Source organism: Haloterrigena alkaliphila (assembly GCF_017352155.2).
Taxonomy (GTDB): Archaea; Halobacteriota; Halobacteria; order Halobacteriales; family Natrialbaceae; genus Haloterrigena; species Haloterrigena alkaliphila.
The window spans coordinates 2,542,308-2,569,018 of sequence record NZ_CP071462.1 but is presented as its reverse complement, the minus strand read 5'-3'; the positions used below and the strand labels follow the sequence as shown (position 1 = coordinate 2,569,018).

The window sequence follows — 26,711 nt, the reverse complement described above, 5'->3', positions numbered from 1 at the left end:
ATTTACTGGACAGTCCAGGGACATAAATCTCGGTTCTGACCGTTTCCATAGGACACAATTCAATGCAGGTCTGGAATAAACATCACAAAGATGTCTATTCTCCAAGATAGTGATAATGCCGCCAGAAGGGACAGAGCGGATCGTTTCAGATAACGTTAGCAGCTCTTGTCTTTAGGAAAATCCGACCACTGTCGGTGATTTCGACCGTTTTGCTTCTCCCATTCTTTCTGGTCCGCACGAAGCCCGCGGATTCTAGGCTATTGATATGGCGTGCGATTGTACTCTTCGACTTATCAAGCTCATCTGCTATTTCACTTATTGATAAAACTGTATCCAGGTCGTGGAGGTCGGCGAGAAGGGTCGCTTCAGCGTCCGAAACTTCCCCGCGGAGATTCAAGCGTGGTAACCGTCGGACACTGCTATCTATATCGCCTACTTGGAGCACTGTGTCGATATTTTCACCACTAGTGAATGTCGCGACTGTTAGTGGCAACAGTAATTCCCGCGCACCACCACCCAAAATAACGATGGTTTCACCTTCCGATGCTTGGATGAGATCAGCACAGTATAACGTTGTCTCGACAAAATCTGTGTACGGTAGATGCTCTGTTTCTAAGTCTAGGTCCGGGACTACTTGCGTCAGGACATTTTGAACTTCCTGAAAAGCATCCTCTCCTCGATCGGAACTGCTTGCGGGTTGCAGTAATACGACTTGATCTCCTGTCTCTATACCTTCACTCAAAACTGGTCTGACTACGCGTCGACTATCGAATCCCAATGGAGCGAGGTATGTGCGCATATCGATAGCATCTGCTCGAAGCATCGTTACTGTTCCGGAATAGTGCAACAGTGCGCACTATATTCGAACAGGAGCGACGAGAAGGGTCCAGAAATCACTGGCACATCCGATGTCTTGGTTTAGTTCGCGATCTACCGTATCGCATTATCGCAACTCACGTCTAACTGTTTCATCGCCGATAATTATATGATGATTCGACAGAGAGTGTGAAGTGTTCGCTCATCTCGCCGACGGGGCGAGTAGAGGCATCTATGGAATTATAACCTTCCCGACAGTTTTATGTGGGTTCCGCTCTGACTGCTATGCGTTCGCACCCTACGTTCACGGCCTGAGAAGGCCGAGAACGACGTAGCGATAGCTACGGTCAATGGGTGCGTTCAGACGGCGTCCATCCCACACCGACGCCGAAACCAACTCCCAAGCGATCACCAGAACGATGCACGATCCACCCGACTCAGAGACGCCAGCATTAGCGGACTTCATCGGAACACGAGATTCGTTTCTCGTGATTCGGGATCCGCAACTAGCAAAGACTGGTTCCCAAGCACGTGCGCAACTCAGATCGTTGCCGTTCCTCGCCGAATTCGGCCTCGATAGAGTCTCGCATCCCGAAATATACGACAACGGGTTGCGACTCGTCGAGTACGAACTGTTTCCGAACGAGGATCTCCGAGAGAATGGGGTGGATGGTGTCGAGTTTCCACTAGTTCACTACGTCAGCCAAGAGATGCTGACGGGAGAACTACGGGACGAAGACAGTACGTTCGACGATCAAGACGTTATTCGGCGGCTGCTGCGGAAGCGCCCGGAAGGTCTGCCATATGTGCTCGTCACTGATACGAGTACACCGAAGATGCCCCGTCATACGAAGAAACCGGGGAAGTCGTTCATCGACGAGTTCGAGTGCACGGTCACCGATTACAAAGGACTGCTGAAGCGGTACATACAGTACAACCTCGACTCGGATCTACCGCTATCAACAACGCAGAATCTGTTCTTCCATCAGATTTCTGCGCATCACAAACAGGAGGGTCTCGAGGCAGGCTCGATTCCGGTACTCTTCGATTACACGCAGATTCCGGCTGAAAGTCCCGCCTGGGCACCCCTCTACTACCTCATTCGAGAGGACGTAGACCGTGTACTGGAAGATTACTCCGAGCGCATCAGAGAGGCGCTCCGTTCGTGGACTGAGCGCGGGCCCACGCAGAAAGTCGCGAACAGCATGCTCGACATGCTCGAACGTGTAGAATTCGAGGAAGATCGATTAGACAGTTATCGTTATCGCCACCAGGAGGACATATGAGTACAACATACACACCGGCGACCAACAAGCCGGACAAACTACTCACCGGGTTCATCTCGGTGCGAGCACCGGAGCTAAAACACATCTACGGCTCACTTCAGGGGACCACCAGTGTCTCGGAAGTCACGAGCAAATTCGGTCGACCAGCCACCGGCGGTGAGGTGAAAACCGATCACGTCGAAGGGTCACTTCGTTTCCTGAATGCGGTCGATCTCGTCGAGAGTCCGACCGGAGACATCAAAGATACGGTCGAACCCATTAACGAGCGGCACTTCGAGGGCCTCCCTTTCGAAGCACAGTTGCTATACCACTGCAATCAGCAGGACGGTCGTCAGTCCCACTTTGGGGATGTTCACCGTGCCCTATTGAGTGAGGGGAGCCGAACGGTGAACGCTGGCCGAGACAACCTTCGAACCATCCTGAAGCGCGAGACTGACTACGACTTCAGTTGGACCGACGAGAAGATCGACATGTGGGTGACGTTGTGCGAGCAACTGGGTCTCGTGTCGGAGACCGAGGACGGTCTCGTGCTGAGCCCCTGTCGGGCAATGATGTACGACGCGCTCATACTCGCCCCAACTAGTTCGGGAGAGGACGCAGGCTACGACGGAGAGACAGTTGAAAACGGTGAATTCCGACGCGCACTCAACTGGATCAACGACAACTTGTTCACCGTCTACAAGGCACGAACTGGAACGCCGCGGCTTCACCCTGCAATCGCTGACGTCCTCCGTAACATGGAGGAAGATGGGGTCTTGTCCCTGTCTGCACCCGGCGACGCGCAGAACCAGGTAGAAGTGCCACCAGCAGACCTCGACGATGACGTCCGCGGAAACAGACGAAGCGTGACGCACGTTTCGATTCATTCTCGACCGGACGAAACGGCGTATCAGTACCCTCTCGACCAACTTCTCACTCACCAATGAGCCAACAAATCAAAGATTCACCGGCCAGCGGAGAGATGCCCCAATACTGGGACGACGAGGAAGTCGACCACTTCATCACGTCGGAAGCCCATACGAAGAAGAAGACGCCCGAACAGTTCCGAGAGACCCACGTCGACATCGATCGGATTTACGCAGACACGCTGACCCCACTCGGTATCTCGGGCGACTTCGTTACCCAAGAGAACGTACTCGACGCGATTACTGCGTCGAATATCGACGACCCGAACCGTATTTTCATCCTCCGTGGTGAACCCGGATCGGGTAAAAGCCAGCTCTGTGAGTGGACAAAGTATCAGATCAATGGTTACGGCGAGGATGACGATGGCGTCGAAGATTACGTCGCCTTGCACGTCTCCCGTAGCCAGACCCGAATGGATCAGATCATCGACGTCCTCACTGAACCACTCGACGTCGATACTGATGTCAGAAACATCGACGATCTCGACCCCGCCGATGCGGCGAGCGCCATCGTCGAGTATATGCGCGGTATCTGGTCGACCGAACACTTTTCAGACCAAGAAATACAGGAACTGACCGAGAGCAGAGGCGATAATAGCGACCTGCGAGAAATCTTCGCCAAGAACATCAGGGAGTATCAGGAAGCTCTCGAGTCTCGTGACGAGAATCCCGACTTCAATCTGCTAACCCGCGCAGATTTCCGCACTCTACGCCTGCAACTGAGCTTCAGTACGAAGCTCACGGAGAACAAAGACGTTCTGTACTCTGTCTTGAAGAACGAGGCTCACGAATACCTTTCCCGCAATCTCGTGGGCGACTTCAAGGAACAGCTACAGCAATACTCGGAGATGTATCAAGAGCGCGGTATCCGGCCGGTACTCATCTGTGAGGACCTCACGACGTTCAGCGTCCTGAAAGAGCAACTCCTAGACCACATCTTCGAACTTAGTAGTAGCAGCTACGACATCGTCCTCGGTTGGACGATCGGTTGGGAGCAGGACAACATCGACGACGCCCTCGCTCGCGAAGACGCAGCGACGTACATGCAAGGCCGATCTGAGGGGTACCTAACGATGACCGACGAGAACGGCGAGGCGTACTTCCTCGACGACGATGCTTCAGTAGCCCTCGCCCGATCGTATCTAGGTGCCATCGAACGGAATTCTGATGCGGCAGATGCGCCTCAGGACGTTGCAGAAGCTTTCGACGGTTTATACCCGTTTAACGAGCGCTTCATACACGTCGCTTATCGACAGCTAAACGACGAGGGAAGCAACCGGAAGACGCCGCGACTGTTGCTTCTTCGAGTGGTAAAGCACTGTCTCAAGTCGACGTGGGCACCTTACGAAGCGATGAAGTCGAACTCGTTCGTCGACACGCCGACCTTCGAGATCGACATGAAATACGACCAAATCTACCAAGACGTCAGCCGCTGGTACGGAGTTCCTGTCGAGGACGGCGTCGGGGTCAAGGTCGGCATCTTCGAAACGTTCGGTATCGAACTACCGGACGACGACACTGCCGCTGTGAAAGGCGATTACGTCGTGTTCGACAAGGGCAAGGGGAGTGCGGTACTCGATAAGATCAAGAACCCGCCGGTACCGGATCACGAGGTCGATACCGAGGACGACGGAGACGATACAGAAAGCAACTCTTCTGAGGTCGAAGACGGCGAAGAAGCAGCAGACGACGAGGATCCAGAAGACGAGCAGGTTGAGGTCATCGACGAACCAGAACTGAGCGAGGAAGAACGCGAGCGACAGCGCAAATTCCAGGAGTTCCAAGACTGGGTCACGAGCGGCGAAGAGTATCCCAGTTCGGACACGCTCCACGACGGCGCAGTCGCCGTTCTCGAACGGTGGCACAACCCTACGCGCCTGAGTAATCCGAACTCCTCGACGCGGTCGGTCGGTGGGATCTACTACGCTCGCGGCGACAGTATTCCGGTCTCCATTCAAGGGGACCAACAACGCCAAGCTAGCGTCGACATCGAACTCGAATGGGGCGCAGAACACGCCGATCTCTACACACCGATGCTGGAGTACGGACTGTTCGATATGTTCGACCCGACGACGACGAACTTCGATCAGCTCCGTGCGTGGGCAGACACTAACGTCGCCCAGTTCCAGCATGAAATGCGCGAAGAGATCGAGGACTGTCTTCCCGAGGAACTCACGATAGAGAAAACGCTGGTCCTCGCACAGTTCTTCCTTATCAACGCTGCCCGTGGAGTTGAGGTCGACGACGATCAGATCCCCACAGAAATCGTCTTCGAGGAGTACGACAGCAATCAGTCGTACGGTAAACCGATCGTCGAAAACTTCGATCGAGATAGCGCGTTTGGACAGGCGTTCACCGACCTCACCGTGTCGTCGGGGGATATTAGTGACCTCATCGAGGGGTTCTTCCTCCTCAAATCGAACGTCGTAGACTACGAGCGCCTGTCTGAAGCACGTAGGGAGGTTGCCGAAGACCTCGAGGCACACGTCGACGCTGCGATGGTCATCGATACCGACGAACTCGCTGACGCGTACAAGGTCGGAACGACGCGAAATAACGCCAATACCAAGGTATCGAGTCTTTTCGATCGGATTTCGGATTACGCAGCAGAACTCCAGCGGCTCACGGTCAACGACGACGCATCACACATCCAGGACGCGCTTGAACCCGTTGAACGGTGGTACGACAGCGGCCATACGGTCGACCAGCTCGCAGAGTGGTTCGAGACGTTGTATCAGTGCGCAGGTGCGATGGACGTTCCGATCAAGTCGAGTTACGAGGACGCCTACGAACTGCTCACCGAATCGCCGGAGGAAGTGAAGCTCACGGCCTTCCGTGATGATGTCAAGCAGTTCCGTAACATGGGTGACGCAACCGGTGTGACGTTCATCGCTCGACTTCACGACTTCGCCCGGAGCCAAGACGAACAAGCAGCGTGGGAGATATACGAGGCGTTCGACTCGCTGATCAGCGATCTCCAAGACCAGGAACACGCTACCGGGGCCGATCTCGAACATCGCATCAAGCAACTCAGCGAGTACAGTAACTACGAGCAGAAGCGCCAGTCGATCGTCTCTCTGACGGAGGATCTGTAAAATGAGCGAATCGAAATCACTACCGACGGCCGTTGACGCTCTCGAAGACAAGGCTCGAGAACACAAGCAGGCACAGAACACGCAGTATCACGTCTCGGTCGCGCGGCACAACATCAGCGAGGTGAACGACGAACTCGACGACCTCGCCGAGCGCCTTCGAGACCTGAAATACTACAAGAAAGTGCTTGAGGAGGCCTTCGACGGTTCCGCGCCATCGATGACCAGTAGTGCGGTTCAGGTGGCAGAGAAAGCGGTCGAGGTGACTCAAGAGGATCTACTCGAGAACGTCCAGAGCGACGATATGGGCGAGGGAGACGCGGAACTCGACGATCTTGGCGCAGACGGTCAGAGCGACCTCGAAGTCCAGCTGACACCGGACGTCGAGACCCATATCGAGCAGATTCGCTCGGCGAAGAAGCAGGTAAAGAACGTCACCGAGACCATTGAGAGTCAACTTGACAGCAAGCGCAACGATTGGAGTACAAAGGTCGCGGCAGCGGAAGAACTCCAGAAGATCCTCGGTGGGCAGGACTCGGACTTCGCGCGTACACTCAACCACATGCACACGTTGCTGACGCGAGAGTTGATGGACTCGAGCGGAAGCGCCACGAGCTTCGTATCAAAGTGGGATAACGCCACCAGCGACTGGGAGAAACATCAATCGCTCCAGAGCTTCGACGACTTTCAAGAGAAACACGACCTCTCAGACTCCACGATCGAGGACGTAAAGACGCTCAGTAAGTCCCAACAGCTTACGTTGGCTGATGTCTCGCTCGACTCGCTCGAGGAGATGAAACGCGTGGATGAACTGGAATCGGCGGTGGAGCTTAACCTGTAACGATGAAGGACCCCGTCGCCAGCGCGGAACAAATGCAGGCTGCATACCACGACTACTTTATCGGTCGTGGGGGACGAGCTGCGCGTAGCGTCGCTAATCGCCTGGCGGACGGCGAGGACGACATCACGGGGATGCGCGGTCCCTATCTTCAGGCACTCGACATCCCGAACTGGAGCGGCCGTTCGTGGGACGCGTTCGCCAGGTCGGCACGTCTCGAGCCGCATATCCGCCGGGCTTTCTCGAAGATCGGCTTCGAACGGCTCTACGACTTCCAGGAGCGTAGTATCGAGGCCATTCTCGAGGGAGATGATACCGTCATTACTGCCGCGACGGGACGAGGAAAAACTGAAGCGTGGCTCATTCCCATCCTCAACCGCATCCTCGAAGACAAACGGCATGGTGACGGGGGTGACGATACGAGCGTCAAGGCCACGCTCATCTATCCGACGAAGGCGCTCGCACAGGACCAGTTGAAGCGCCTCCTCCAGTACCTCTACCTCATCAACAACCACCTACGGTCGGAACAACAGATCACCGTCGGTATTTACGACGGTGATACCCCGCGGAATGTCGGCGAATCAGGCTCCGAAGGGTACCTCAATGCGACCTTCCGTCACTTCGAGTGCCCTGGGTACAATGACGAACTCGACAAATGCCAAGACTGCGGTGGTGGTGTTCGGATCCGAAACACCGGCGCTCGGTTCAAACTCATCCCAGAGAAAGCGCACTGTGAAGACGATGATCCGCACGACGTTCCGCTCGATTTCCTGCGGCTAACGAAGAACGACATCCTCGAGAACGGCGTTGACATCCTGCTCACAAACCCGGACACGATCAACTACCGACTCATCAACACTAACGCCGAAGACGAGCACGAGCGGTTCGTCTACGAACCTGAATTCCTCGTCTTCGACGAGGTCCACACCTACGACGGCCTGTTCGGGAGCTACACGTCGACGCTGATGAAGCGAATCCAGTCGCTCCGCGAGGAACGCGGCCTCGACGACTTACAACTCGTCGCGAGCAGTGCGACCGTCGAGAACGACGTCGAGTTGTTCCAGAAGGTTAGCGGTGCCGTCGACGTCAAACAGGTGAGTGAGTCACCACGCGACCTCGATGGGGAGGTTCCGGACGATGTTCCGGAAGAGCTAACGTCGCACAGTCTGTCCGTCGACCGCATTCTGCGTGCGACGGCCGCGCCGGACGACGTTGTTCCGGGCCTCGATGCGTTCGACTACACGCTGGAGGATGCATCGAGTTACGACCGTGACCGCCGGGAGACGCTAGCGAGTGACGCTCTCTTCGATTACCTCACTGAAGCCGAGGACGACCCCGGCGCACAGGTCGTTCGCTACGTCCACCAGTTGTTGTACGATGAGCCACTCACGCGGTCCCAACTACACGACGAGTTAGCGACGACGCTGAATCTCGACGCCGATGAAGCATCGAAACTGGTGGCGAACGTCCGGACCCTCGGTGAGTTTTCCGGCATGCTGGAGAACCGAAGTCACGTGTTCTCTTGGCCGATCGACGGCTTCTATACGTGTCCATCGTGTGACGCAACGTACCGCTCCCCACAGGACGACTGTAACGAGTGTGGGTTCGACTTCGTCACGCGCTCTACCTACTGCCGACACTGTAGCGACGAACACCTTGTCGGATGGTACTGTCCAGGCTGCGACCAACTAGAGCCGTACACGCCAACCGAACACGGGACGATCGACCAAGACGAGGAACACGTCTGCCGCCGATGTGAGGTAGCGCGCGACGATGTCGTCCAGATGGTTCGTACGACGTTCCAGCCGTTCCTCGAGTGCCTCGACTGTGGACTCCGAACCGAGCGAACGACGACCCGTGACTGTCCCGAGTGCGGTTCCAAGACCGTCAGGACCGACGATGAGACGTTCACCTGCGTTAATCCGAAGTGTGAGTCGGCTCACGAGATTGAGCGAGTCTGCGATAACTGTGACGGGACCGACTTCGGGCTAGCTACTGTTGCGAGTCGATTCGATTGCCCGGAATGTGGCGCGACTTACGAACACCCCGAGCAGGCCTCTGACCAGTGTGTCGACTGTGGTTCCTCACTCACCTCGACGAGGTTCCTTCCCTGGGTCTGTGGGAGCGACGATTGTAGCCGGATCCTCTTCGATGATTCCCCCGATCAATGCGACTGTGGCTCATCGTCGTTCGTAAAGCGCGGACTCTTCGAGATTTACGACGACCAACACTGCCGTTCGTGTGAGACGGCATTCCTCGGCGACGAGGGCTGCAACTGTGACGATCCGGACATCCATCCGCGGACCGGTCATCATCAGGCCTACAAGACGATCGACACCAGTGGGCGGATTCACACGATGAGTTCGCAGCCGTCGGCTGTCCCGTGCCCGCATCCGTATGCCCGGTACGAGATTGACCGCCGGTTCGACGAACTGATGCGAGGACCGAGCAATCTCGCGGTGACCACCTCGCAGTACATGTTGCGCCGCGTCGCCGACGAGGAGGGCCAACAGGCGGCGAAGCTCCTGTCGTTCGCTGACTCTCATCGTGACATGAAGGAGCTCAGTCGTGACTTCTCGGAACCAGAGGTCGAGACCCTTCTCGATCAACTGTTAATCGAAAGTGCGTCGTCCCGTAATGACGGGAACGACTGGACACCGTTTAATCAGGTCCTCGAGGACGCGGCGAACATCGTCGACGAGGTAAACGATGCACTGGAACCGCCGCGAGTCGCGAGGAGTGTCGAGTTTGACCTGAAGTCACGATTGAAAGATCAGCCCCGAAAGCGCTGGGACGACGATGACGCGCTTCGGGATCGACTCACCCGACGCGCACTCGAACACACCTACAGCCAGCGTTTGGGCGAGCGGGACGGCTCCCTCACCGAAGAAGGACTGCTCGATGTCCGCTTTGCCCCAGGTCTCGACGAACTCGATGGTGATGAGCGCGCTATCGTCCGCGAACTCGCCGACGAGGGCAATGACTATCGTGTCGCAAACTTCGACCATCCGAGTCCCGACAGGCCCGCCGAAGCAGTCGTCGACGAACTGGTTGACCGCAATATCCTCTCCTACGGGCACTCTGATGACTACGTCTCGTTCGATCCGTCGGCGCTCGCTGTTACGGTTGCGGGCGACGGTGATGGTATTCGGTTCGACCCTGATACTGAGCGGTACTACACGACGCTCCAGCACCAGTTTGGTCTGGATACGCAGTCCACTGTTCAGTCCGGAACGTCGCTCGCCGAACGTGCCTCGACCTCCCATCCCCGGTTCACACAGCGTGCCCACCGTGCCGAATACTCAGAGACGCGGATTCTCATCTCTGAGGAGTATCTCGGGGCGACGAATAAGCGCAAACGTCGGGAGTTAGAGTACCTCTTCCGCGAGGAGAACTACCCCCACCACCTCTCTTCGGGACCGACGATGGAACTCGGGGTCGACATCGGTGACCTCGACGCACTCCTGCTGTACGGGACGCCGCCGAACATGAACGCGTACCTCCAGCGGGTCGGGCGTGCGGGGCGCAGCTCCCATTCTTCGATGGTTCACTCGGTCAGTCAGCGCAACCCGATCGACTACTACTACTACGACCACCCGGACGAACTCATCGACACCGATCCGACTCCAGTACCGCTCAACGAACACAACGAGGAGGTCCTACGCGTTTCGCTGTCGTGGGGGATCTTCGACTACGTGGCGGCTAACTTCACTATTCCGTGGGACGTCAGTCGACACGGTCGCGCGCGGTCGATCGATGGTGGAGATACCTATCACCGTCGGAGCATGCTCGACGAGAGCGAACGTGACGACGCCAGTAAACTGACCCACGTGATGTCCCTCGGTGCCGACACGCTATCGCTCGGTGGCGACGACTCAAAACTCGACGTACTCGGCGAAGTCGTCGACGACTATGAACGAGACATCGCCGACTACCTTGAATCTCTCCTCGACTACCGCTACTGCGAAGAATGTGAGCGGCGGTATGCTACTGACGACGACCGCGAAACGTGTACCAACAGTGACTGTGATGGAGAAATCCTGCACGCTCAGAGCGAGTTCGGCCACCTTGTCGACGACGTTCTCGCGAACTTTGACGAGCGCTACATCACTGGATACCGCGAATACAAACGGGGACTGGAAAGTGAGTTGTCCAACCTGAAACGACGTAACTCTCGGTTGCGTCGTGACCAGCAGCGGGCCGGGTCAGACGAACGAGCACGCATCATGCGCGAACGCCGGGGCCTCAAGGACCGCATCGAGGTTCTCGAGGACTACCTCTCTGATCTAGGTGGTGCGAGCTACTTCGACTTCCTCAGAGAGTCCCGTGAAAGCAAATACGACTTCTCGATGCGGAGCGTCGCCACGACGGCAGGTCTGTCCCTGGTCGACGAAGGGTACAACCGCCGGAACGTCGGCGATCAGGGGAGCGGCCGCGCGATGCAGATGGCGCTCTCAGAACTCCACCCCGGTGCCGCCTACCTTGACGGCGGGGAGACGTACACCGTCTCGCGCGTCCGACTCGACGACAAGGCTAGCTCGGACCTCCGGGATACCGTGAGCGAAGCCGTCGACGGAGATCACCTGGCCGAGGAACTCGTCTGCCCGGCGTGCCACACCTCGCACGACCTCGACGCTGACGGGTGTGATTGCGATAACGATGTACCGCTCAAGCGACGCCGACTGGCGGTACTCGATTCGGTCGATGCCTACCACGACAACCTCAAACTGACCGCAGAAGGTGACGAAGCGCGCTACCTCCACGACGAACCGAACAAACCGATCCAGAACACGTACGCCGAGCGGGAGACGTCGATACTCGAGTTCGACTCTGAACGGACGTTCGAACTTCAGGATGCCGATGGCGATCCTCTCGGGACGATCGAGTACGGCGATTACTCGGTTCTGCTGCACACGAAGAGCTACAAGACGAAGTACAAGTCCGGTGAGGTCGATCCGAGGCCGACAGCCTTCGAGGTATGCGGTGAAGAGAACTGTCCAGGCGTCATCTATCGTGACGATGACGACGAGCGTCGGTGCAGCGCCGACCCTGACCACTTCCCTAACGGCCGCGGTGCTGACTCCGAGTTCATTCGCCTTGGATACCAGTACGACACTCAGGGTGTCCGAGTTGACCTCAACGACCGCGACCTGTCGCACACGTTGGCTCACGGCCTCCGAGTCGCGCTGCAATACCTCGGCGGCGTCAACATTCGTGACCTCGCCGAATATGTCGGCGAGGATCACGTAGACGTCTTCGAGTCTCAAGAGGGCGGGTCCGACGTCGCGCGACTCCTCTTCGAACGGACGGACGGAGAGTTCCGGGCGTTCCACCGTGCAGTCGGGCTTATGCGCGATCAGTTCGACTGTGACTGCGAGAACGGGTGTCCGTCCTGTCTCTACCAATACGGCTGTGACGTCAGGAACGACCAGCGGTCGTTCGACCGAGAACGTCTTCGAGACATCCTCGCCAACGGTAGCGTGATCATTCAGCCGATCACGAACCACGAAATCGACGAACAGCTCACCGACTGACCAACATCCCACACAAATTGCCGCCGATGGATTTCGACCCACTCGAACTCGCGAACTCGATGCGCGAATCGTACGCTGAACACTACGCCGGCTCCCAACCACAGCGAGCCGTCAAGAACCTCGTCTCGCGGTACCACGACGGGTCTGGCGAGTCACTGGAGGAGGACCTTCCTGAGTTCATCCGGACGAAAGGCCCCTTCCTCCAGGTGCTGGACCTTCCACGGATGAGCGACACCTCTTGGGAGACGTTCGCCAGTAACCAAGGCCTCCACGACGATGTCACCGAAACGTTCTCTGAGGCCGGGTTCCGATCCCTGTATGAATTTCAGGAGTCAGCGGTCGAATCGGTTCTCGAGGACCACCACACGCTCCTGACCGCAAGTACGGGTCGGGGAAAGACCGAGGGATGGCTCATCCCTATCCTTCAGTTCATTACTGAGGCAAAAGCGGGTCAGCACGGCGACCATCCACCAGACAGCGTCAAGTGCGTCCTCACATACCCGACAAAAGCACTCGCACAGGACCAGTTGAAGCGATTGATCGACTACCTCTTCACGCTCAATCGAGATCGATCGTTGGACGAGCAAGTGACCGTTGGTATCTACGACGGTGACACTAAGCGTCGCGACCCCGACGAACTCGCGTACCTCCAGACCACGTTCCAATACTTCGACTGCCCGTGCGACGAGTGTGATTCGTCGCTGACGGTTAGGCAGCGTGACGACGACTCGTTCGTCGTCGAACCGATGGTGGAACACGAGGACGACCTCACGTTCGATTTCATCAAGGTCACTCGTGACGCCATCGTCGAATCGCCAGCGGACATCCTGTTGACGAACCCAGACACGATCAACTACAGGCTCTTCAACGTCAACGGTGACGAGGAACAGCAGCGCTTCGTCGCCGAGCCGAAATACTTCGTGTTCGATGAGATCCACGAGTATTCCGAACTCTTCGGTTCGTTCACGTCGACGCTCATGCGCCGGTATATTCGAGAGCGGCAGGAACTCAACGGGTACGAGAGTGAGGCAGACGACGATCTCACCATCGTCGGTGCGTCGGCGACCGTGGAGAACAAACGGACGGTCTTCCAGCGCATCAATCCGTTCGTCGACCCTGACATCGAAGTTGTCGAAGAAGACGAGCGTACCCTCGACGCACCGTTCCCCGTCGACATCCCCGACGAATTTGTTTCGGCAGAAATGAGCGAAGAGGAGTTACGTGCCGGGGACACCGATGCCGCGAGGCAAGCACTTGACGCAGCTGCCGTAAAGGATGGTAGTGAGGACGTTGATGATGCGCTCTACGAACATTTAGTCGAGGACGAAGGTGGGCCCCTTGAGTTCGTCCGCGGGATCTACGCGGCGCTCCGTGAGACCCCACTTCGGCCAGTCGGTCTTCGGGGCCGCCTGATCGACGAGGCTGGGCTTTCTGAGTCCCAGGCGGAGACAGTCGTAGCGAACTTCATGACTATCGGCGAGGTGTCGGGCATTCTCGAGCGCCGCGCCCACTTGTTCAGCTGGCCGCTCGACGGTTACTACACGTGTATTAACTGTGGGACAGTCTACGACACCCCGCAGTCGTCCTGTACTGAGTGCGGCCACCACTTCGTGACGAAACTCTCGTTGTGTAACGAGTGTGGTGAAGAGTCGCTTGAATCATGGTTCTGTCCAAACTGTGAGCGCCTCGCACCTCATACCGTCACGTCGGAAGAAGGCCGTTTCGAGTATTTCCAACGGAGAGAATGTCAGTGTGAGACCATCGACGGCGAAACACCGGAGATGGTTCGAGTTTACTGGCGACCGTACTACGAGTGTACGGACTGTGGCGAGCGTCAGAAGATTGACCATCAGCATGACTGTCCCGACTGCGACGCCTCGATGGTCCTCGACGATTCGATGGAGAAGCACGTTTGCACCAACCCAGACTGTGACGGCGAACTCACGGTCGAGGAAGCACGGGAACCCGAATGTCATTCCTGCCGTTCCACTGCGTTAGAGCCGCTTGCAGACGAAGATGTTCAGTATTGCACCGAGTGTGGAGAAGTCTATGAAGATCCGGAGGGACAGGAGTGCACTACAGACGACTGTGACGGCGAACTCACGCCCAAACGGTTCCTCGGATGGACGTGCAGCGACCCCGGGTGCGACGAAGTGTATTTCGGTAATCCACCCGCGTCGTGCAGTTGCAATAAACGGAAACTCGTTCGATCCGCGCTGTTCGACATCAACATGGTCGACGAGTGTCAGTCCTGCGGGCACGAGTTCCTTCCTAACGGTCCACACAACTGCAACTGCGACGATCCCGAGATTAGCCGCCGGGCGAAGGGCTACGGGAACTTTCGGATGGTAGACGATAACGGACGAATCAGGGAAGCGAGTAACTTCTCCGGCGGACTGCCGTGTTACCACGAAGATCGGCGAGAAACCTACGCGAAGAACCGGCGATACGACTCGATGCTCCGTGGTCCGGCCAATGCTGCTGTGACGAGCGGGCGCTATTTGTTGCGTTCACTGGCAGATCGTGACGATCCCAGTACCTTCGGAGAATCGAAGATGCTCTCGTTCGCGGACAGCCAGTCCGACATGAAGGAACTCGAGCGGAACTTCCGCGAACCCGAAGAGTCGTTCTTCTTCGACCAGTTGTTCGTAGATAGCGTCAGCTCGGAGGCTGACGAATCGGGTTGGGCAACACTGTCCGACGTCGTGGAGTGCGGAGTAGACGATGCACACCAGTACGAAGGGCAATTAGTCGGTAAGGACGGTAACGCCCCGCAGATGTACGAACATCTGACCGGCTACGACCAGTCGGTCGACGAATACCTGACAGAAGAATTGCTATCTCGCGTCTTTGAAGGTAAGTACAGTCAGCGTTACCGCAGTAGCCAGCTTAGCGACGAGGGGCTGGTCGACGTTCGGCTGGACGCCGGACTTGACGAGCTCAGCGAGGGCGAGCGTGAGTTACTCGTAGAGGCAATCGGTCAGAACCACCATTATGAGCCGAATCTGGTGGACGAGATCGAGAACGGACACGACCATCTCGACTCCCTCGTCGATCGCGGTATTCTACGTCGCGTCGAAGAGGAGGGGAGTCGGTTCGTCATGGTCGACGAAGATGCGGTCGAATGTGCGGTCGTCGACAACGTGACGCCGACGAACTACAGTCCGAGCCAAGAGGAATACGCGACCTCGCTCGAAGTCACTCTAGGGCTCGCACCGGATGATGTCATCGAGTTCGGAACGACGATAGAGGACCGGTCGGAGTTCTCTCACTCCCACTACTCCCTGACTGCTCAACAGGTTTCGACGTCCGACCCGATGATGTTGCTCGCGCGGGCATACTACGGTGAGACCGACCGCGACGAGCGGCGAAAACTGGAGTACCAGTTCCGACAGGGGCGGTATCCACACTTCCTCTCGTCTGGGCCGGCGATGGAGTTAGGTGTCGACATCGGCGACCTCAACACGCTCCTCCTGTACGGGACCCCGCCGAACGCCAACTCGTATCTTCAGCGAATCGGACGTGCGGGTCGGGCTTCGGGCAATTCCCTCATTCACTCGGTCAGCCAGCGGAACCCCATCGATTACTACTACCACGAACACCCAGAGGAACTCATCGCGGCCGACCCCCAGCAGGTTCCGCTCAACGAGGTGAACCACGAAGTGCTCCACCAGTCGCTTTCGTGGGCCGTCCTCGACTGGGCTGCGACGACCCGATGGGTCCCATGGCGCCGCGAACAGAGCGGTCTCGAAGACCTCATCGTCTGTGGCAACGAGCCAGTACCGCGAACGGAGCCCCGACCGAACGACGTGATGACGTTCACCGGGGTGCTTTCGTCCACGAACTTCCAAGTCCAGAGTTGGAACGATGATGCTCCGCTTGAAGCACTTCGGAGGCTCCTCGACGAGAACCGGGACGAAATCGAGCAGTGGTTGGAGGACCTCCTGTCGTTCAGCGTTTGTTCAGCGTGTGGCCGAAAGCACGCCGCTGGCTACGGCGGGGAGTGTCAGCGTAACGACTGTGACGGTGTCGTCGAGTCGGTTCTCGATAAGCATGGGGACCTCGTCGAAGGGATCCTCGCCGGAACCGAGGACAAACAGAGCTTCGAGGAGACTATCGTCGATCTCTATCGCGACCAGCAAGACGACATCTACGACGACATCGATGAACTTGACGAGGAAGTAAGCGATCTACGGCGAGAAGAACGGAATACTCGCGACCGCGACGAAAAGCGCCGCCTACGAGAACAGCGAGAGCAGGTCGAGCGTCAACTCGACCAACTGAACGACTATCTCGACCGACTTGAGGACATGGACTTCGGTAGCTATCTGAACCGGGAGAGTCCTGCTGCGTTCGGATTGCGGTCGGTTGGTAGCTCGGTCGATTACCAACTCGTCGGTGAAGACTTCGAGCACGTCAGCGACGGGTCACGCGAGCGCCGCATCGCTCTCTCTGAACTCCATCCTGGCGCTGCGTATCTCTACGACAGCGAGACCTACGTCGTGACACAGGTGTACTGGGAGCCGCTGGAATCCGCACGCATCACTGACGACCTCGAAGATGCGGCTATTTGTCCGACGTGTGCTTCCGAGTACGATAGCGACACTTCCAACTGCGAGTCGTGCGGGACGCGACTGAAGCCGCTCGTCACTCAGGTCCCGGAAAGAGTGATTGCGTACCAGCACGATCTCCCGCTCAGTTCGACGCCGAGTACCCAGCAACTTCAACCCTCGACGGTCTACCAGAACGATACGGAACCCCAGAGCACGTACGCTCCCGTCGAAACCGATGCCGGCGATTCGTTCGAGGCGACGTTCTCCCGGGACATCGTCGACGAAAACGGGACCGTCCACGGACAGTTCGAGTACGGTGACGTCACGCTACTCGCCTCGACGAGCAAATACTGGGCGACCTACAAGGACGGTGGAGCAGACCCGTTACCGAACGTGTTCGAGATGTGCGGTGTCGACGGATGTAACGGAGCAATCGCGAAAACCGGAGACTCGGCATACTGTACGAACAACGTCGAACATCCCGTCGATGAGAGCGAGGCTGTCCGGCCCGCAACGAAGTTCTCTACGAAGGCGGCCCGGATACGCTTCGACAGCGAAGAACTCGAACACGGCTTCGCTCACGGCCTCCGAGTCGCACTCCAGTACATCGGCGGCGTTAGCGTCAGGCAGGTTCCAGAATCCATCGAGGACGAAGGAACACTAGTCTACGATTCCGACGAAGGCGGAAGCGGCATCACCGTGCTGCTAACTCAAGATGACGGAGAGAAATTCGAACGCGCCGTCGAACTCATGCGTGAGGCGTTTTCACCGGACGAGTCGAAGTGTAACTGCGAGAACGGATGTCCGTTCTGCCTCTACCAGTATGGGTGTGTAGAGCAGAACGACCCCGAATCGTTTGCAAAGGACGAACTGCTAGACCTGCTATCTCACGAGCTTCACCTCGAACCGAGGAACGATGAGTAATCCACTCAACGCCGCGAACGAACTCCGAACGCAGTCACCTGAGCGCCTCTGGGCGCTTTCAGCGGAGAGCGTGTACTCTGCACTCGCCGCAACAGCAACTGGGGAGCCCATACAGGAACGCCTCGAACCGCATGTTCGGACTGAAATTATCAGAACGAATGACGAACGAGGCCGCGATCCCGTCGTCTCGATACACGAGTGGCTGCTCGACGAACTCGGTCTCGTCGACAACAGCACCATTTCGCTACTGGGAATGGTAGTGCTAATCTCGGACGAGCCACAGCCGTTCATCCGAACAGCTACTGTCGCTCGGCTTCAGCCAGCTGAGATGGTGCTTCGCTCGTGCAACGAAATCGAGGAGGATAACGTCCCGAGACGCGAACTCGACAGCCTGCTCGCCGACGAGTGGGATGAAACCGTTCTTGCTCCCCTCTTAGGGTCGCTCGGGTTCATGACTATCTATCCCGATAGCGTCGACCTCAATCGAGAACGGATCGACAGTTCGCTGTCGGCCCAGCAGACAATGTCTACCGAGACAGTTGTTGCAGAAGCCTATCGCGACATCCTCTCTCGCGTCGTCGAATCTGCGGACGCAGCCTGTCTAGAAGACCTCGTGCAGCGATTAATTGGAACAACTCCGACGAAGGGAGAACTGGAGATGGCCGAGGTAGCAAACCTCGCCAGTACGCAAGCGATCACAGTCGATGAAACGGAAGTCGAAGACGCAGTCCGTAACCAGCGGCAGGAATACGAGGACGAATTCGACCAAGTGCGATCACTGCTGGTGCCATCAACTGAGGCCGACTTAGAGAGGGTCAACACGGACCAGTCGGTCGGACTCGACGATGTATCGGAAGATGCGGATCTTAGCGCTGATGAACGGGAGGCAGCTCTCAAAGTCGTCGCCACTGTTGCGGCATACCCCGTTCTGGCGACGTTCGACGTGCACTTCGTTACTGAGCGGTGGCCGAGCGTAACGCCGTACTCTCTCTACCAAGCACTTTCATCAGTTCCGGGAGTCGAGTGTGAGGTCAGCGACGGCCTCGTCGAATTTGAGACCGTGCCAGAAGCTGTCGATGTCGAGGCTGTACGAGACGAATATACGAAACACCTCGTGGAACGCTGTTCGGACATTCAGAGTCGCATCGACACCCTCTCTCAAGAGACGGTGTCATTCCCGCCTGACCCCGTCGCGACCGAGTCGATGGTGGTTCAGGACTACGAGTCGATCGACAGCGGGGCGATCGCACCGACCTACTTCACCTACACGCTCGTCGATCCGGACGCTCTCGGAGAGCAAAAGATGGACGCCTACGTCGGAGATTCACGTGGACTCGGTAGAGAACGGGCACGTCTCCGCCGCTGGCATGAGAGGCGCTCGTCGGGACTGAAACCGTACACTGCAATGACCGACCGCTTGTTCAGCCTCGGCCTCGAGCGCGACATAGAGGACAAGGTTTTGCGCATCATGACACCGTTCGACGACGACACGTTCAACGAGTACGTGGCCCAAATTCGTCGTCTTCTCGAACATGGCTTCGAGCTTCGTTTGCTCACTCGCCATACGAAGGAACCCTGGGAGTGGCGGCGGCTTCAACGAAACCTGCTGAGCGAGATCAAAGAACATCGTGATCGAGTGACGGTGCGTTCCTATTCGCGGTTCAAGGAACACCAGCGTGTGACGCCCGATATGGACTTCCGCGATCTCAATGAAATCGGGATTCATGGCAAACTCCAGACGGTCGGTGCACCGGAGGAAGGGGCAGCACTCCTCGGGTCTGCGAACTTCATGGAGAACAGTTACGACTGGAACCCCGAATGTGGGATCTACACCGAACGAACGCAGTTTGTTGATGCCGCAGTCGAATTCTTCGACATCGTATGGGACATCTCGGCAGCTGACGAATTATCGATTGAGCGCTTGCAAGAGATTCCCGATCACCAGCTAGTACCAACGTACTATAGCTAGCTTGTCCTGCCTAGCAAGCGCATTTGGATCTCTGCCTCAGAAACATACGTTGGTATACAAGTAGTACAAATATGTAGATAGCCCAACTGGCGACTGAAGTTCTTCGCAAGTTGGCTCAGTCGATTCGTCGCCTTAATGGCTCATAGGCATGGGTTCTTACGGACTCAAAACCACCCTCACGACTCCACTTTTTGCTATATAAGCGTATTAGAAACGATAATATCCCATCTAATGGCGAGAAAAAGCGTGAGAGGTTACGCCGATTTTTGCCATTGTCGACCTCACACTTTCTAAGGAGTTTATAGGGGCCGAAATAGGATTTGGGTTTTTGTTTCCCACTAAAACTGCCGAAAGACGATGCTGGTGACAAATATAGCTTCTCGGGATGACACAAATGTGTGCAAACTGCCCACATCGGTCTAAAAATCGCAGGCCATCGAGACGACTCTGAAATCATCCAAATGATATTCTGTGTATCAACTCCCGTATTATAAATAATATTACTATTATGCAGCACGCTTGGCACACATCATGAGAGAATTTTTACTGTAATGTGGGCAGATTGCCCACAGAGTTCTAGAAATCGCAAGACGAAATCCGAAACACAATATTCAAAATCAGACATGTGCTAGGTAGCTCACTATACATAAGATGGTTTTTATAACTCAGATTTAATTCGCGCCCGGAATAGTTTGACTGATTATCATAATGTGGGCAGGTTGCACACATTCCTTGAGAATTGGTGGACGTGGCAAGAGGTATCGTATGAAAATTCTGGTATTAGGATGTTTGTCAGTATTACATAAACACCCATACACTATTGGCCACCAAATTGAACTCCATCTGTTATTTCTGCGTTTTCAGACCCCACTGCTATTATTAACTCGTAGGTTTTGGCGAATCGCCATACTGCAAGGGGTCTAGTGTGTTGGAGTCATCGTGAGAACGTCTAATTGGCTCGCCAATACGGATCCTTCGAGATTGCACACAAGAGCGTTCCAGCGTGACGTCTTGAGCGACGTGGTTTCCTACCGAAAGTCGCCGCTGCCCAGTGATTCATCAGAGCCAACTCGTACAAAATTGGTCATTCGCACCAGCAGCGAACTCGACTCTCATCCTCTTCGGTTTCGACCTCACACGTGAATGAATCTCCTTCAGGGAACATGATGAACCGATCTTCTTCAACGTTTTTGACGCAGTCAACGTCCTCTATCTCCCAATTCGCATCTTCACCATCCTCCCATGTGTAGTAGTCATTCTCGCCTTCAACTGCAAAATCAAGGATCCCAGATCCACTCCCGAGAATGTGTTCAACTTGTTCCAGCGTGGTTGACTGAGAGATTCTTGGCATGGTCGAGTGTTCTGTGTTCACACAAATTAATACCGGCTACTTTGGCGGCGCTGTGTCACTATTTCAAAAGGGAAGTTCGTGCCACCGATGGAGGATGGCAACTCCCAAGCTTCCCAGGTGGGGACGACGTAATTTTAGAGCATACCACGCATCCCACTACGCGGTAGACCGTCGTCCACTGGATCAGATGCGGTCAAGAGATAAAGATATTGGCCGCGTAGACTGGTGACTTACTTTATTCTGAAGAGGTGACCTTAGACCGAGATGGCAAGTTGAGCGAGCACAGAGATCGATGCGTACCTCTGGAGACGGGGGGTTACCACTACCTCCTTCGCTGATTCATCGTACTCAATCAAGCCCTTCGCGCTGAGTTTCGGGAGGTGCGTTTGGATCAGTCCGTTGTAGGCTGATTCGTAATCGCCTGTACTGACCTGAGTGGGCGGAGTTCCGGTCTCTATCCCTCGAATGACCCTCGCGATGTGACGGACTGTTACAGAGGCGTTCTCCTCGAACAGAGAGAGGTACCGAATGAGCAGGTTACGCCGTTCGTTGCCGAGGAGTTTGTGAACCGAAGCCGGTCGGGTGTCGACGTCACTCTTAGCTGCCATTCTTCTCCACCTCCGTTGAGGGCAATGCGATAGTTGCATCTACTATTCCATCGTCGGACTTTTGCGAATCGTCCTCGACTATGTACATGCTGTCTGCTCCAGACAGCGCGGGTTCGGTGTCTTCACCACCGGGCCCACTTCTGTGGACCACCGCGCGTCAAAAACGTGTAGGTCGGGAACCGTCTTAACCGTAGGTAAATCGGCTCAGTGGCCAACAAACCAAGCTTTGGGGTTCGCCTCTCTTGGAGGATCCTGATTCTGTCGAAACACTCTCCAGTTGCTAGGAATGGTATGCTGAATACAGCGCGTTTGGTCAGTAAGAAGTCATCGTTTGTTTCAGCCGGTTAGAGCAATGCGGTCGTTAGATAGCCGTGCATCTATAAGAAGGAAAACAAATTTCTTGATTGACTCGTATCGATGCGTATGCCCAACCCGTACAATGTCCTCGGAATAACAAAAAATGCAAATGAGGTAGTTGTTGAAGCTGCATATCGAGCGCTGGTAAAGGAACACCATCCAGATCAGGGTGGAAGCAAGGAGCGTTTCCAAGAGATTCGGGATGCGTACAAGCAGATACAGAACGGTGACCCAACTGCTGGTACTGCGGACGGTACAAGTACGTTCAGTGGGTTTGCTCGTGGACTCGCGGCGCTCGGTACACCCGTTAGCGTAGCGTCGATAGAGGGCACGCTTGCAGATGACTTGACAGTCGAGAAGGGCCCGCTGCGCGTGTCTCTTATCGGACTGTTCCGAACCGACATCGAACCACTCGCTTGGCCTCATGAGATTGATTCTATCCAGACTGAGGACCGGTTTCTCTGTGTAACTCGCATCGAGAACACTTCCGAGTACGTGCAAAAGTGGAACGGACTCAGTAAAACGAAATTCGTCGGGAGTGACGGGCAAACGTATTCACCGACTCATGATTTAGCATCGACAGAAACAGATATTCCGCCCAGTGTAGACCAACGTGATACGCAGCTATCTCCACAGTTCTCCACCAACTACAGTAAACTTGAACCGAAATCATGGACGCTTGGGATAACGGTCGCACCGAACCTCCCCGGGCAGGTGGATATTCAGCGGGTGTCTTATACTCATAGTGTATTTGAGGGGCATCAGACCGATGGGGTTGTGAAGGAAAAGATTCGATATGAGTTCTCGATCACTCCGGAGAGGCAGCAGCAGATGCTTTCGCTTATCGCGCAGGAATTGATGGACGAAGTCCCAGAAGAAACACCGTTGCAAGCGCTCGCGTCTGTGGAAGACACCCCGGCTTCGACGCAGACTACGGAGGACGATTCACAATCTACGCAGAGTGGTTCTGAGTCGCAGCAGGTACCGGCACCAATGACAGATGACTCTGGTTCGGTGAGTGCTGGTTCTTCGGCGAGACGTGAGCTCTCGGAGCAGGAACAGGAACGAGTGGCAGATATTGTTCGCTTGGCGCCAACATCGAATGGGGAACTTGCTTCTTCTTGGGGTCTCGAGACAGGAAAAGAGGCATGGGAGTACCTTTCTCAGCATCTGGAGGACTACTACCATCGGAACAAAAATAGTCGTATTGAGCCGACGGAAGAGGCAGTTCAGATAGTTGAATAACCAATCTGCACTTAGTGATTCTCCCGACGATCGATGACGTCCTACTCTATAACCGACATGTGCGCTCTATACAGCACGACCGCTAATCTCCATCACCTGCTGTGGGTTTCAACAAGACCAGAAAAGCCCACCTCGGGCTCGGGTACGTCCTAACGTGATAATATTTTCATCCGTTCCGGAACTACACTTCGACGAAGCGGAAAGGGAGATTCATAAGGAGGAACCAACTTAGCGTAAGACGGTGAATAGAATCTGTGAGATTTTACGTTCCTGAGTGGGACGACGCGGTCGATTCCCACTACGATTTCCGACACGACGAACTCTCTACTCTCGACCGTCAGGAGCGGGATCTAGATTACATCTGGGACATTTTCGAGCGCGACACAACCCCGATCGATGGCGTGCTAATTTCGCGTGAACAAGTCGAAGAGACGACTCGCAAAGCAAATCGTCTCGCCGAGTACGGGGTCTACGATGACCCGGTGTTGTCCGTTCCAGAATGGCTTCCTACGATCAGCGACTGCGGCGCGTGGGGCTACAAGTCACTCCCGTTCCCTCCGTACGGGAACGCCGAGATGCTCGACTTCTACGAAACGCTGGAGGTCACAGTCGGCGTTACTATCGATCACCTCGTTTTGGGCTCGGGGAAAGACAAGGGTCGTCTGTACCTCGACGAACGCGCCTTCCATACCGATTTCAAGAAGAGTGACATCCCAGACGCACTGACTGACGTCGTCGATTTGATGGTCGACGAGTGGCCCAACGAATGGCCTACTTACGTCGAGGAGTACGAACCGACCATCTGTACTCAATCGAAGAAGGAGGTCGAGGCCTTTGCTCCAGAAGACTTCCAGGGTGACGTCGATACGGTACTTGCGCGATTGGCTCGCGATCCCAGAGCGGTGTACCGAGAGGACGACGCAGCATTCCGCTACGAGCTTACTCTCCGGAACGCTCAGGAGATGTACGACCTGTACCACCGAGGTAACTACCCGTTCCGGCTAATGGTAGCGATCCAGGGCTGGAACCCCGAGACGTATATCGAGGCCACGGAAGAAGTGCTCGACATTGGATACGATTATCTCGGTATCGGTGGCGTCGCTGGCAGTCCCATCCATGACGTCAGGCAAATCGTGAAGGGCGTCGGAAAGTCTGTAAAGGAGTTTGAACGCGAGAATAACACTCGCATTGACTCGCACGTCTTCGGGTTTGCGAAGAGCGAAGGATTCGAGACGGTCGGTCGATCGGGGATGACCAGTTTCGATAGTGCGAGTATGCTCCGTTCGGCATGGACAGGAGGGCAGAATTACCGGCTTGACAACAACGAGCGATACGACGCGATTCGGGTGCGTTACCCATCTAACCGCGATTCTCTTGCAGAGGCCGTGGAGAAGTCCCTTCGAGGCCGCGAGACGCTAGTTGCGTTGAGAGCCTTCGATTCTGAGGAACCCATCGTTGACGCGCTCTATGAGTGGCAAAAGAAAGCAGAAAAGGTCCTTCCAGCCACTCGAGAATATCTGCGTGAACACCGTCACGACGAGCAATACGACGCTTCGCTACTCCAAGAAGTCGAAACCGCTTTTAGAGACGATTTCGAGTACGCCCGAGAGCTACAAGCGAGTTTCAGCGACAATCTTCGAGGAAAGCTGGTCAAGCTTCTTCGGAAAGACGATCCCGAGGACCCGGTTAGCTTCGAAGAGTATTCTGATCTACTAACCGTCGCACAGCAGGAGTTCGAGCCTTTCCCGCGTATGACTACCATCCTTGAAAACGACGATCCTGAAACTACTTATGACGCGATTTGGACCGTCGTTCGCGATTACGCGACGTGGATCGGCGACGAAGACCTCTTAGAAGAGTACCAGCGTACACTGCAAAACCGACCTTGGGAGAAGTGCGATTGCTCGATCTGTACCGAGAACAGTATTGAGGTCTGTATCTTCCGTGGTAACGACCGCAACCGTCGACGTGGATTCCATAACACCCGACGGTTCTACGACGAATTCACCGACGAGCTACCGAAAATCCTCATCGGAACTCGAGGTACGGCATCTCTGAACGGCTACGAAACTATCGAGGACTACCTTCGAGCCGAGCATCCTGACTTCTGGCAGCAGGTGCATGATCTCCCAGTTGCCGAAGTTGGCGTTTTGGACGCCGGCGGTGTACGAGAGTGGTGGGACAAGACCCCCACCGGCGTTTCGCTTGCCCGGAGTCGCATGGCTGAAAACCTTGGTCAGCAAGCAGAGCGATACCAGAAGGTGTTCCTCCACACACCTGACGGAGAAATCGACGAGCACATCGTAGATGCCGTGGAGGAAAGTAACTGCACAATCCAGACGTTCCAAGATCCATCGAAACTGCGCCAGAATGCTTTGGAAGCGTGCGGAGAGAATTACATAGCTGGGGATGACTTCCTGCCTCACCCACCCAAAATCAACGTCCAGGATGGGCTCGACATTTTGGTTATCGACCAATGTTCTGGCTCGAAGGACATCCCCGAAGGTGCACCCGTCTTCGATGATAAAGAGACGCTCCAATTCTCGAGAGAAGAGCTCTTGGAGCGCGATAATGTTCCTGCAATCAACGCCAAGGATCTCTACACGGGCCGACAGCAGGAGTTCGTGAAGGAAGCGGTTAGACGGCTCAAAGGAGAAGGTCACGATGTCGAGCGGTACTTCATAAGTGCAGGCTTCGGCCTCGTTTCCGAGGACGAACCGTTGCCGCCATACGAAGTGACGTTCAGCTCGATGGGCGTTGCCGACATCAGGGAGCGATCTAAACAACTCAGCATTCAGGCCGACTTAGAGCAGGTGCTGAACGAGTCAGACTACGATGTAGTCTTCTTCACTCTCGGGAAGGATTACTACACCAGCATTGACATCGATAATATGGTCCAGGACGTTCGTTCTGATCGTATTGGAGTCGTCTTCAACCGGGAACTCGTCGACGACCAGTTCGATAATATCGTGTCAGTGCCTGCCCGCACAGAAGACGCGAAAAACCACGGCACAATCGTAGTAGGGTTGAAAGGACACTATATGAAGAATTTCGCACACCGTATAGACAGTGTCGAATCACTGGAACCTGAAGCGATTGAGGGCCTCTGTCGTCGTGTAGAAGAGGAACCTACTCAGATGGCCTTCGAGAAGTATTAGACGAGAAATTACTAAGGCGAACCTCTATACTTCACCTCTTCTGATCGTCTATCGCCCCATTATCTAAGTAAGATA

General features: G+C 55.6%; 12 protein-coding genes. 9 read left to right on the top strand and 3 right to left on the bottom strand.

Going from position 1 to position 26,711, the window contains the following annotated elements:
• Window positions 1-145: 145 nt before the first annotated feature.
• Window positions 146-799 carry a CRISPR-associated CARF protein Csa3 gene (gene csa3, locus J0X25_RS31245; protein ID WP_089787283.1) on the bottom strand — a complete coding sequence of 218 codons (654 nt, stop codon included), beginning with the start codon at window positions 797-799 and terminating at the stop codon, window positions 146-148.
• A gap of 436 nt (window positions 800-1,235) precedes the next feature.
• Between csa3 and J0X25_RS31240 the strand changes: the two genes are divergently transcribed.
• Genes J0X25_RS31240 through J0X25_RS31210 form a run of 7 tightly spaced genes read left to right on the top strand, consistent with a single transcriptional unit; the run spans window position 1,236 to window position 19,917 of the window.
• Window positions 1,236-2,102, top strand: coding sequence for a hypothetical protein (locus J0X25_RS31240; RefSeq protein WP_207287805.1), 867 nt, complete (start codon window positions 1,236-1,238; stop codon window positions 2,100-2,102).
• Window positions 2,099-3,028, top strand: coding sequence for a hypothetical protein (locus J0X25_RS31235; protein ID WP_089787280.1), 930 nt, complete (start codon window positions 2,099-2,101; stop codon window positions 3,026-3,028). The genes J0X25_RS31240 and J0X25_RS31235 overlap by 4 nt, the downstream gene beginning before the upstream one ends.
• Window positions 3,025-6,102, top strand: coding sequence for a hypothetical protein (locus tag J0X25_RS31230; protein ID WP_207287804.1), 3,078 nt, complete (start codon window positions 3,025-3,027; stop codon window positions 6,100-6,102). The genes J0X25_RS31235 and J0X25_RS31230 overlap by 4 nt, the downstream gene beginning before the upstream one ends.
• A 1-nt stretch (window position 6,103) precedes the next feature.
• Window positions 6,104-6,940 (top strand): hypothetical protein, encoded by an 837-nt coding sequence (locus J0X25_RS31225; protein ID WP_089787276.1) that lies wholly within the window; start codon window positions 6,104-6,106, stop codon window positions 6,938-6,940.
• A gap of 2 nt (window positions 6,941-6,942) precedes the next feature.
• Window positions 6,943-12,471, top strand: a complete 5,529-nt coding sequence (locus J0X25_RS31220) for a DEAD/DEAH box helicase (RefSeq protein ID WP_207287803.1) — start codon at window positions 6,943-6,945, stop codon at window positions 12,469-12,471.
• A gap of 26 nt (window positions 12,472-12,497) precedes the next feature.
• Entirely contained in the window at window positions 12,498-17,948 is a 5,451-nt protein-coding gene (locus J0X25_RS31215; protein WP_207287802.1) for a DEAD/DEAH box helicase, read from the top strand.
• On the top strand, window positions 17,941-19,917 hold the full coding sequence (locus tag J0X25_RS31210; RefSeq protein WP_207287801.1) for a phospholipase D-like domain-containing protein: 1,977 nt from the start codon (window positions 17,941-17,943) through the stop codon (window positions 19,915-19,917). The genes J0X25_RS31215 and J0X25_RS31210 overlap by 8 nt, the downstream gene beginning before the upstream one ends.
• A 1,084-nt stretch (window positions 19,918-21,001) precedes the next feature.
• On the opposite strand, the gene J0X25_RS31205 is transcribed toward J0X25_RS31210, so the two are convergent.
• A complete protein-coding gene (locus tag J0X25_RS31205) occupies window positions 21,002-21,268 on the bottom strand; it encodes a hypothetical protein (RefSeq protein ID WP_097007351.1) in 267 nt (88 codons plus the stop codon).
• A 254-nt stretch (window positions 21,269-21,522) separates the two neighbouring features.
• Window positions 21,523-21,876: a DUF7344 domain-containing protein gene (locus J0X25_RS31200; RefSeq protein ID WP_207287800.1), complete on the bottom strand. Its 354-nt coding sequence runs from the start codon at window positions 21,874-21,876 to the stop codon at window positions 21,523-21,525.
• 423 nt (window positions 21,877-22,299) lie between these two features.
• On the opposite strand from J0X25_RS31200, the gene J0X25_RS31195 reads away from it, so the two are divergent.
• Both J0X25_RS31195 and J0X25_RS31190 read left to right on the top strand, forming a co-directional pair.
• Complete coding sequence (locus J0X25_RS31195) at window positions 22,300-23,478, top strand: DUF5797 family protein (RefSeq protein ID WP_207287799.1); 1,179 nt, start codon at window positions 22,300-22,302, stop codon at window positions 23,476-23,478.
• A gap of 254 nt (window positions 23,479-23,732) precedes the next feature.
• Window positions 23,733-26,636 (top strand): DUF6884 domain-containing protein, encoded by a 2,904-nt coding sequence (locus J0X25_RS31190; RefSeq protein ID WP_089787263.1) that lies wholly within the window; start codon window positions 23,733-23,735, stop codon window positions 26,634-26,636.
• Window positions 26,637-26,711 lie beyond the last annotated feature (75 nt).

Excerpts from the sequence above, each read along its gene's own strand:
- csa3 (WP_089787283.1), bottom strand. The coding sequence starts at position 799 with ATGCGCACATACCTCGCTCCATTGGGATTCGATAGTCGACGCGTAGTC.
- J0X25_RS31240 (WP_207287805.1), top strand. The coding sequence starts at position 1,236 with ATGCACGATCCACCCGACTCAGAGACGCCAGCATTAGCGGACTTCATC.
- J0X25_RS31235 (WP_089787280.1), top strand. The coding sequence starts at position 2,099 with ATGAGTACAACATACACACCGGCGACCAACAAGCCGGACAAACTACTC.
- J0X25_RS31230 (WP_207287804.1), top strand. The coding sequence starts at position 3,025 with ATGAGCCAACAAATCAAAGATTCACCGGCCAGCGGAGAGATGCCCCAA.
- J0X25_RS31225 (WP_089787276.1), top strand. The coding sequence starts at position 6,104 with ATGAGCGAATCGAAATCACTACCGACGGCCGTTGACGCTCTCGAAGAC.
- J0X25_RS31220 (WP_207287803.1), top strand. The coding sequence starts at position 6,943 with ATGAAGGACCCCGTCGCCAGCGCGGAACAAATGCAGGCTGCATACCAC.
- J0X25_RS31215 (WP_207287802.1), top strand. The coding sequence starts at position 12,498 with ATGGATTTCGACCCACTCGAACTCGCGAACTCGATGCGCGAATCGTAC.
- J0X25_RS31210 (WP_207287801.1), top strand. The coding sequence starts at position 17,941 with ATGAGTAATCCACTCAACGCCGCGAACGAACTCCGAACGCAGTCACCT.
- J0X25_RS31205 (WP_097007351.1), bottom strand. The coding sequence starts at position 21,268 with ATGCCAAGAATCTCTCAGTCAACCACGCTGGAACAAGTTGAACACATT.
- J0X25_RS31200 (WP_207287800.1), bottom strand. The coding sequence starts at position 21,876 with ATGGCAGCTAAGAGTGACGTCGACACCCGACCGGCTTCGGTTCACAAA.
- J0X25_RS31195 (WP_207287799.1), top strand. The coding sequence starts at position 22,300 with ATGCCCAACCCGTACAATGTCCTCGGAATAACAAAAAATGCAAATGAG.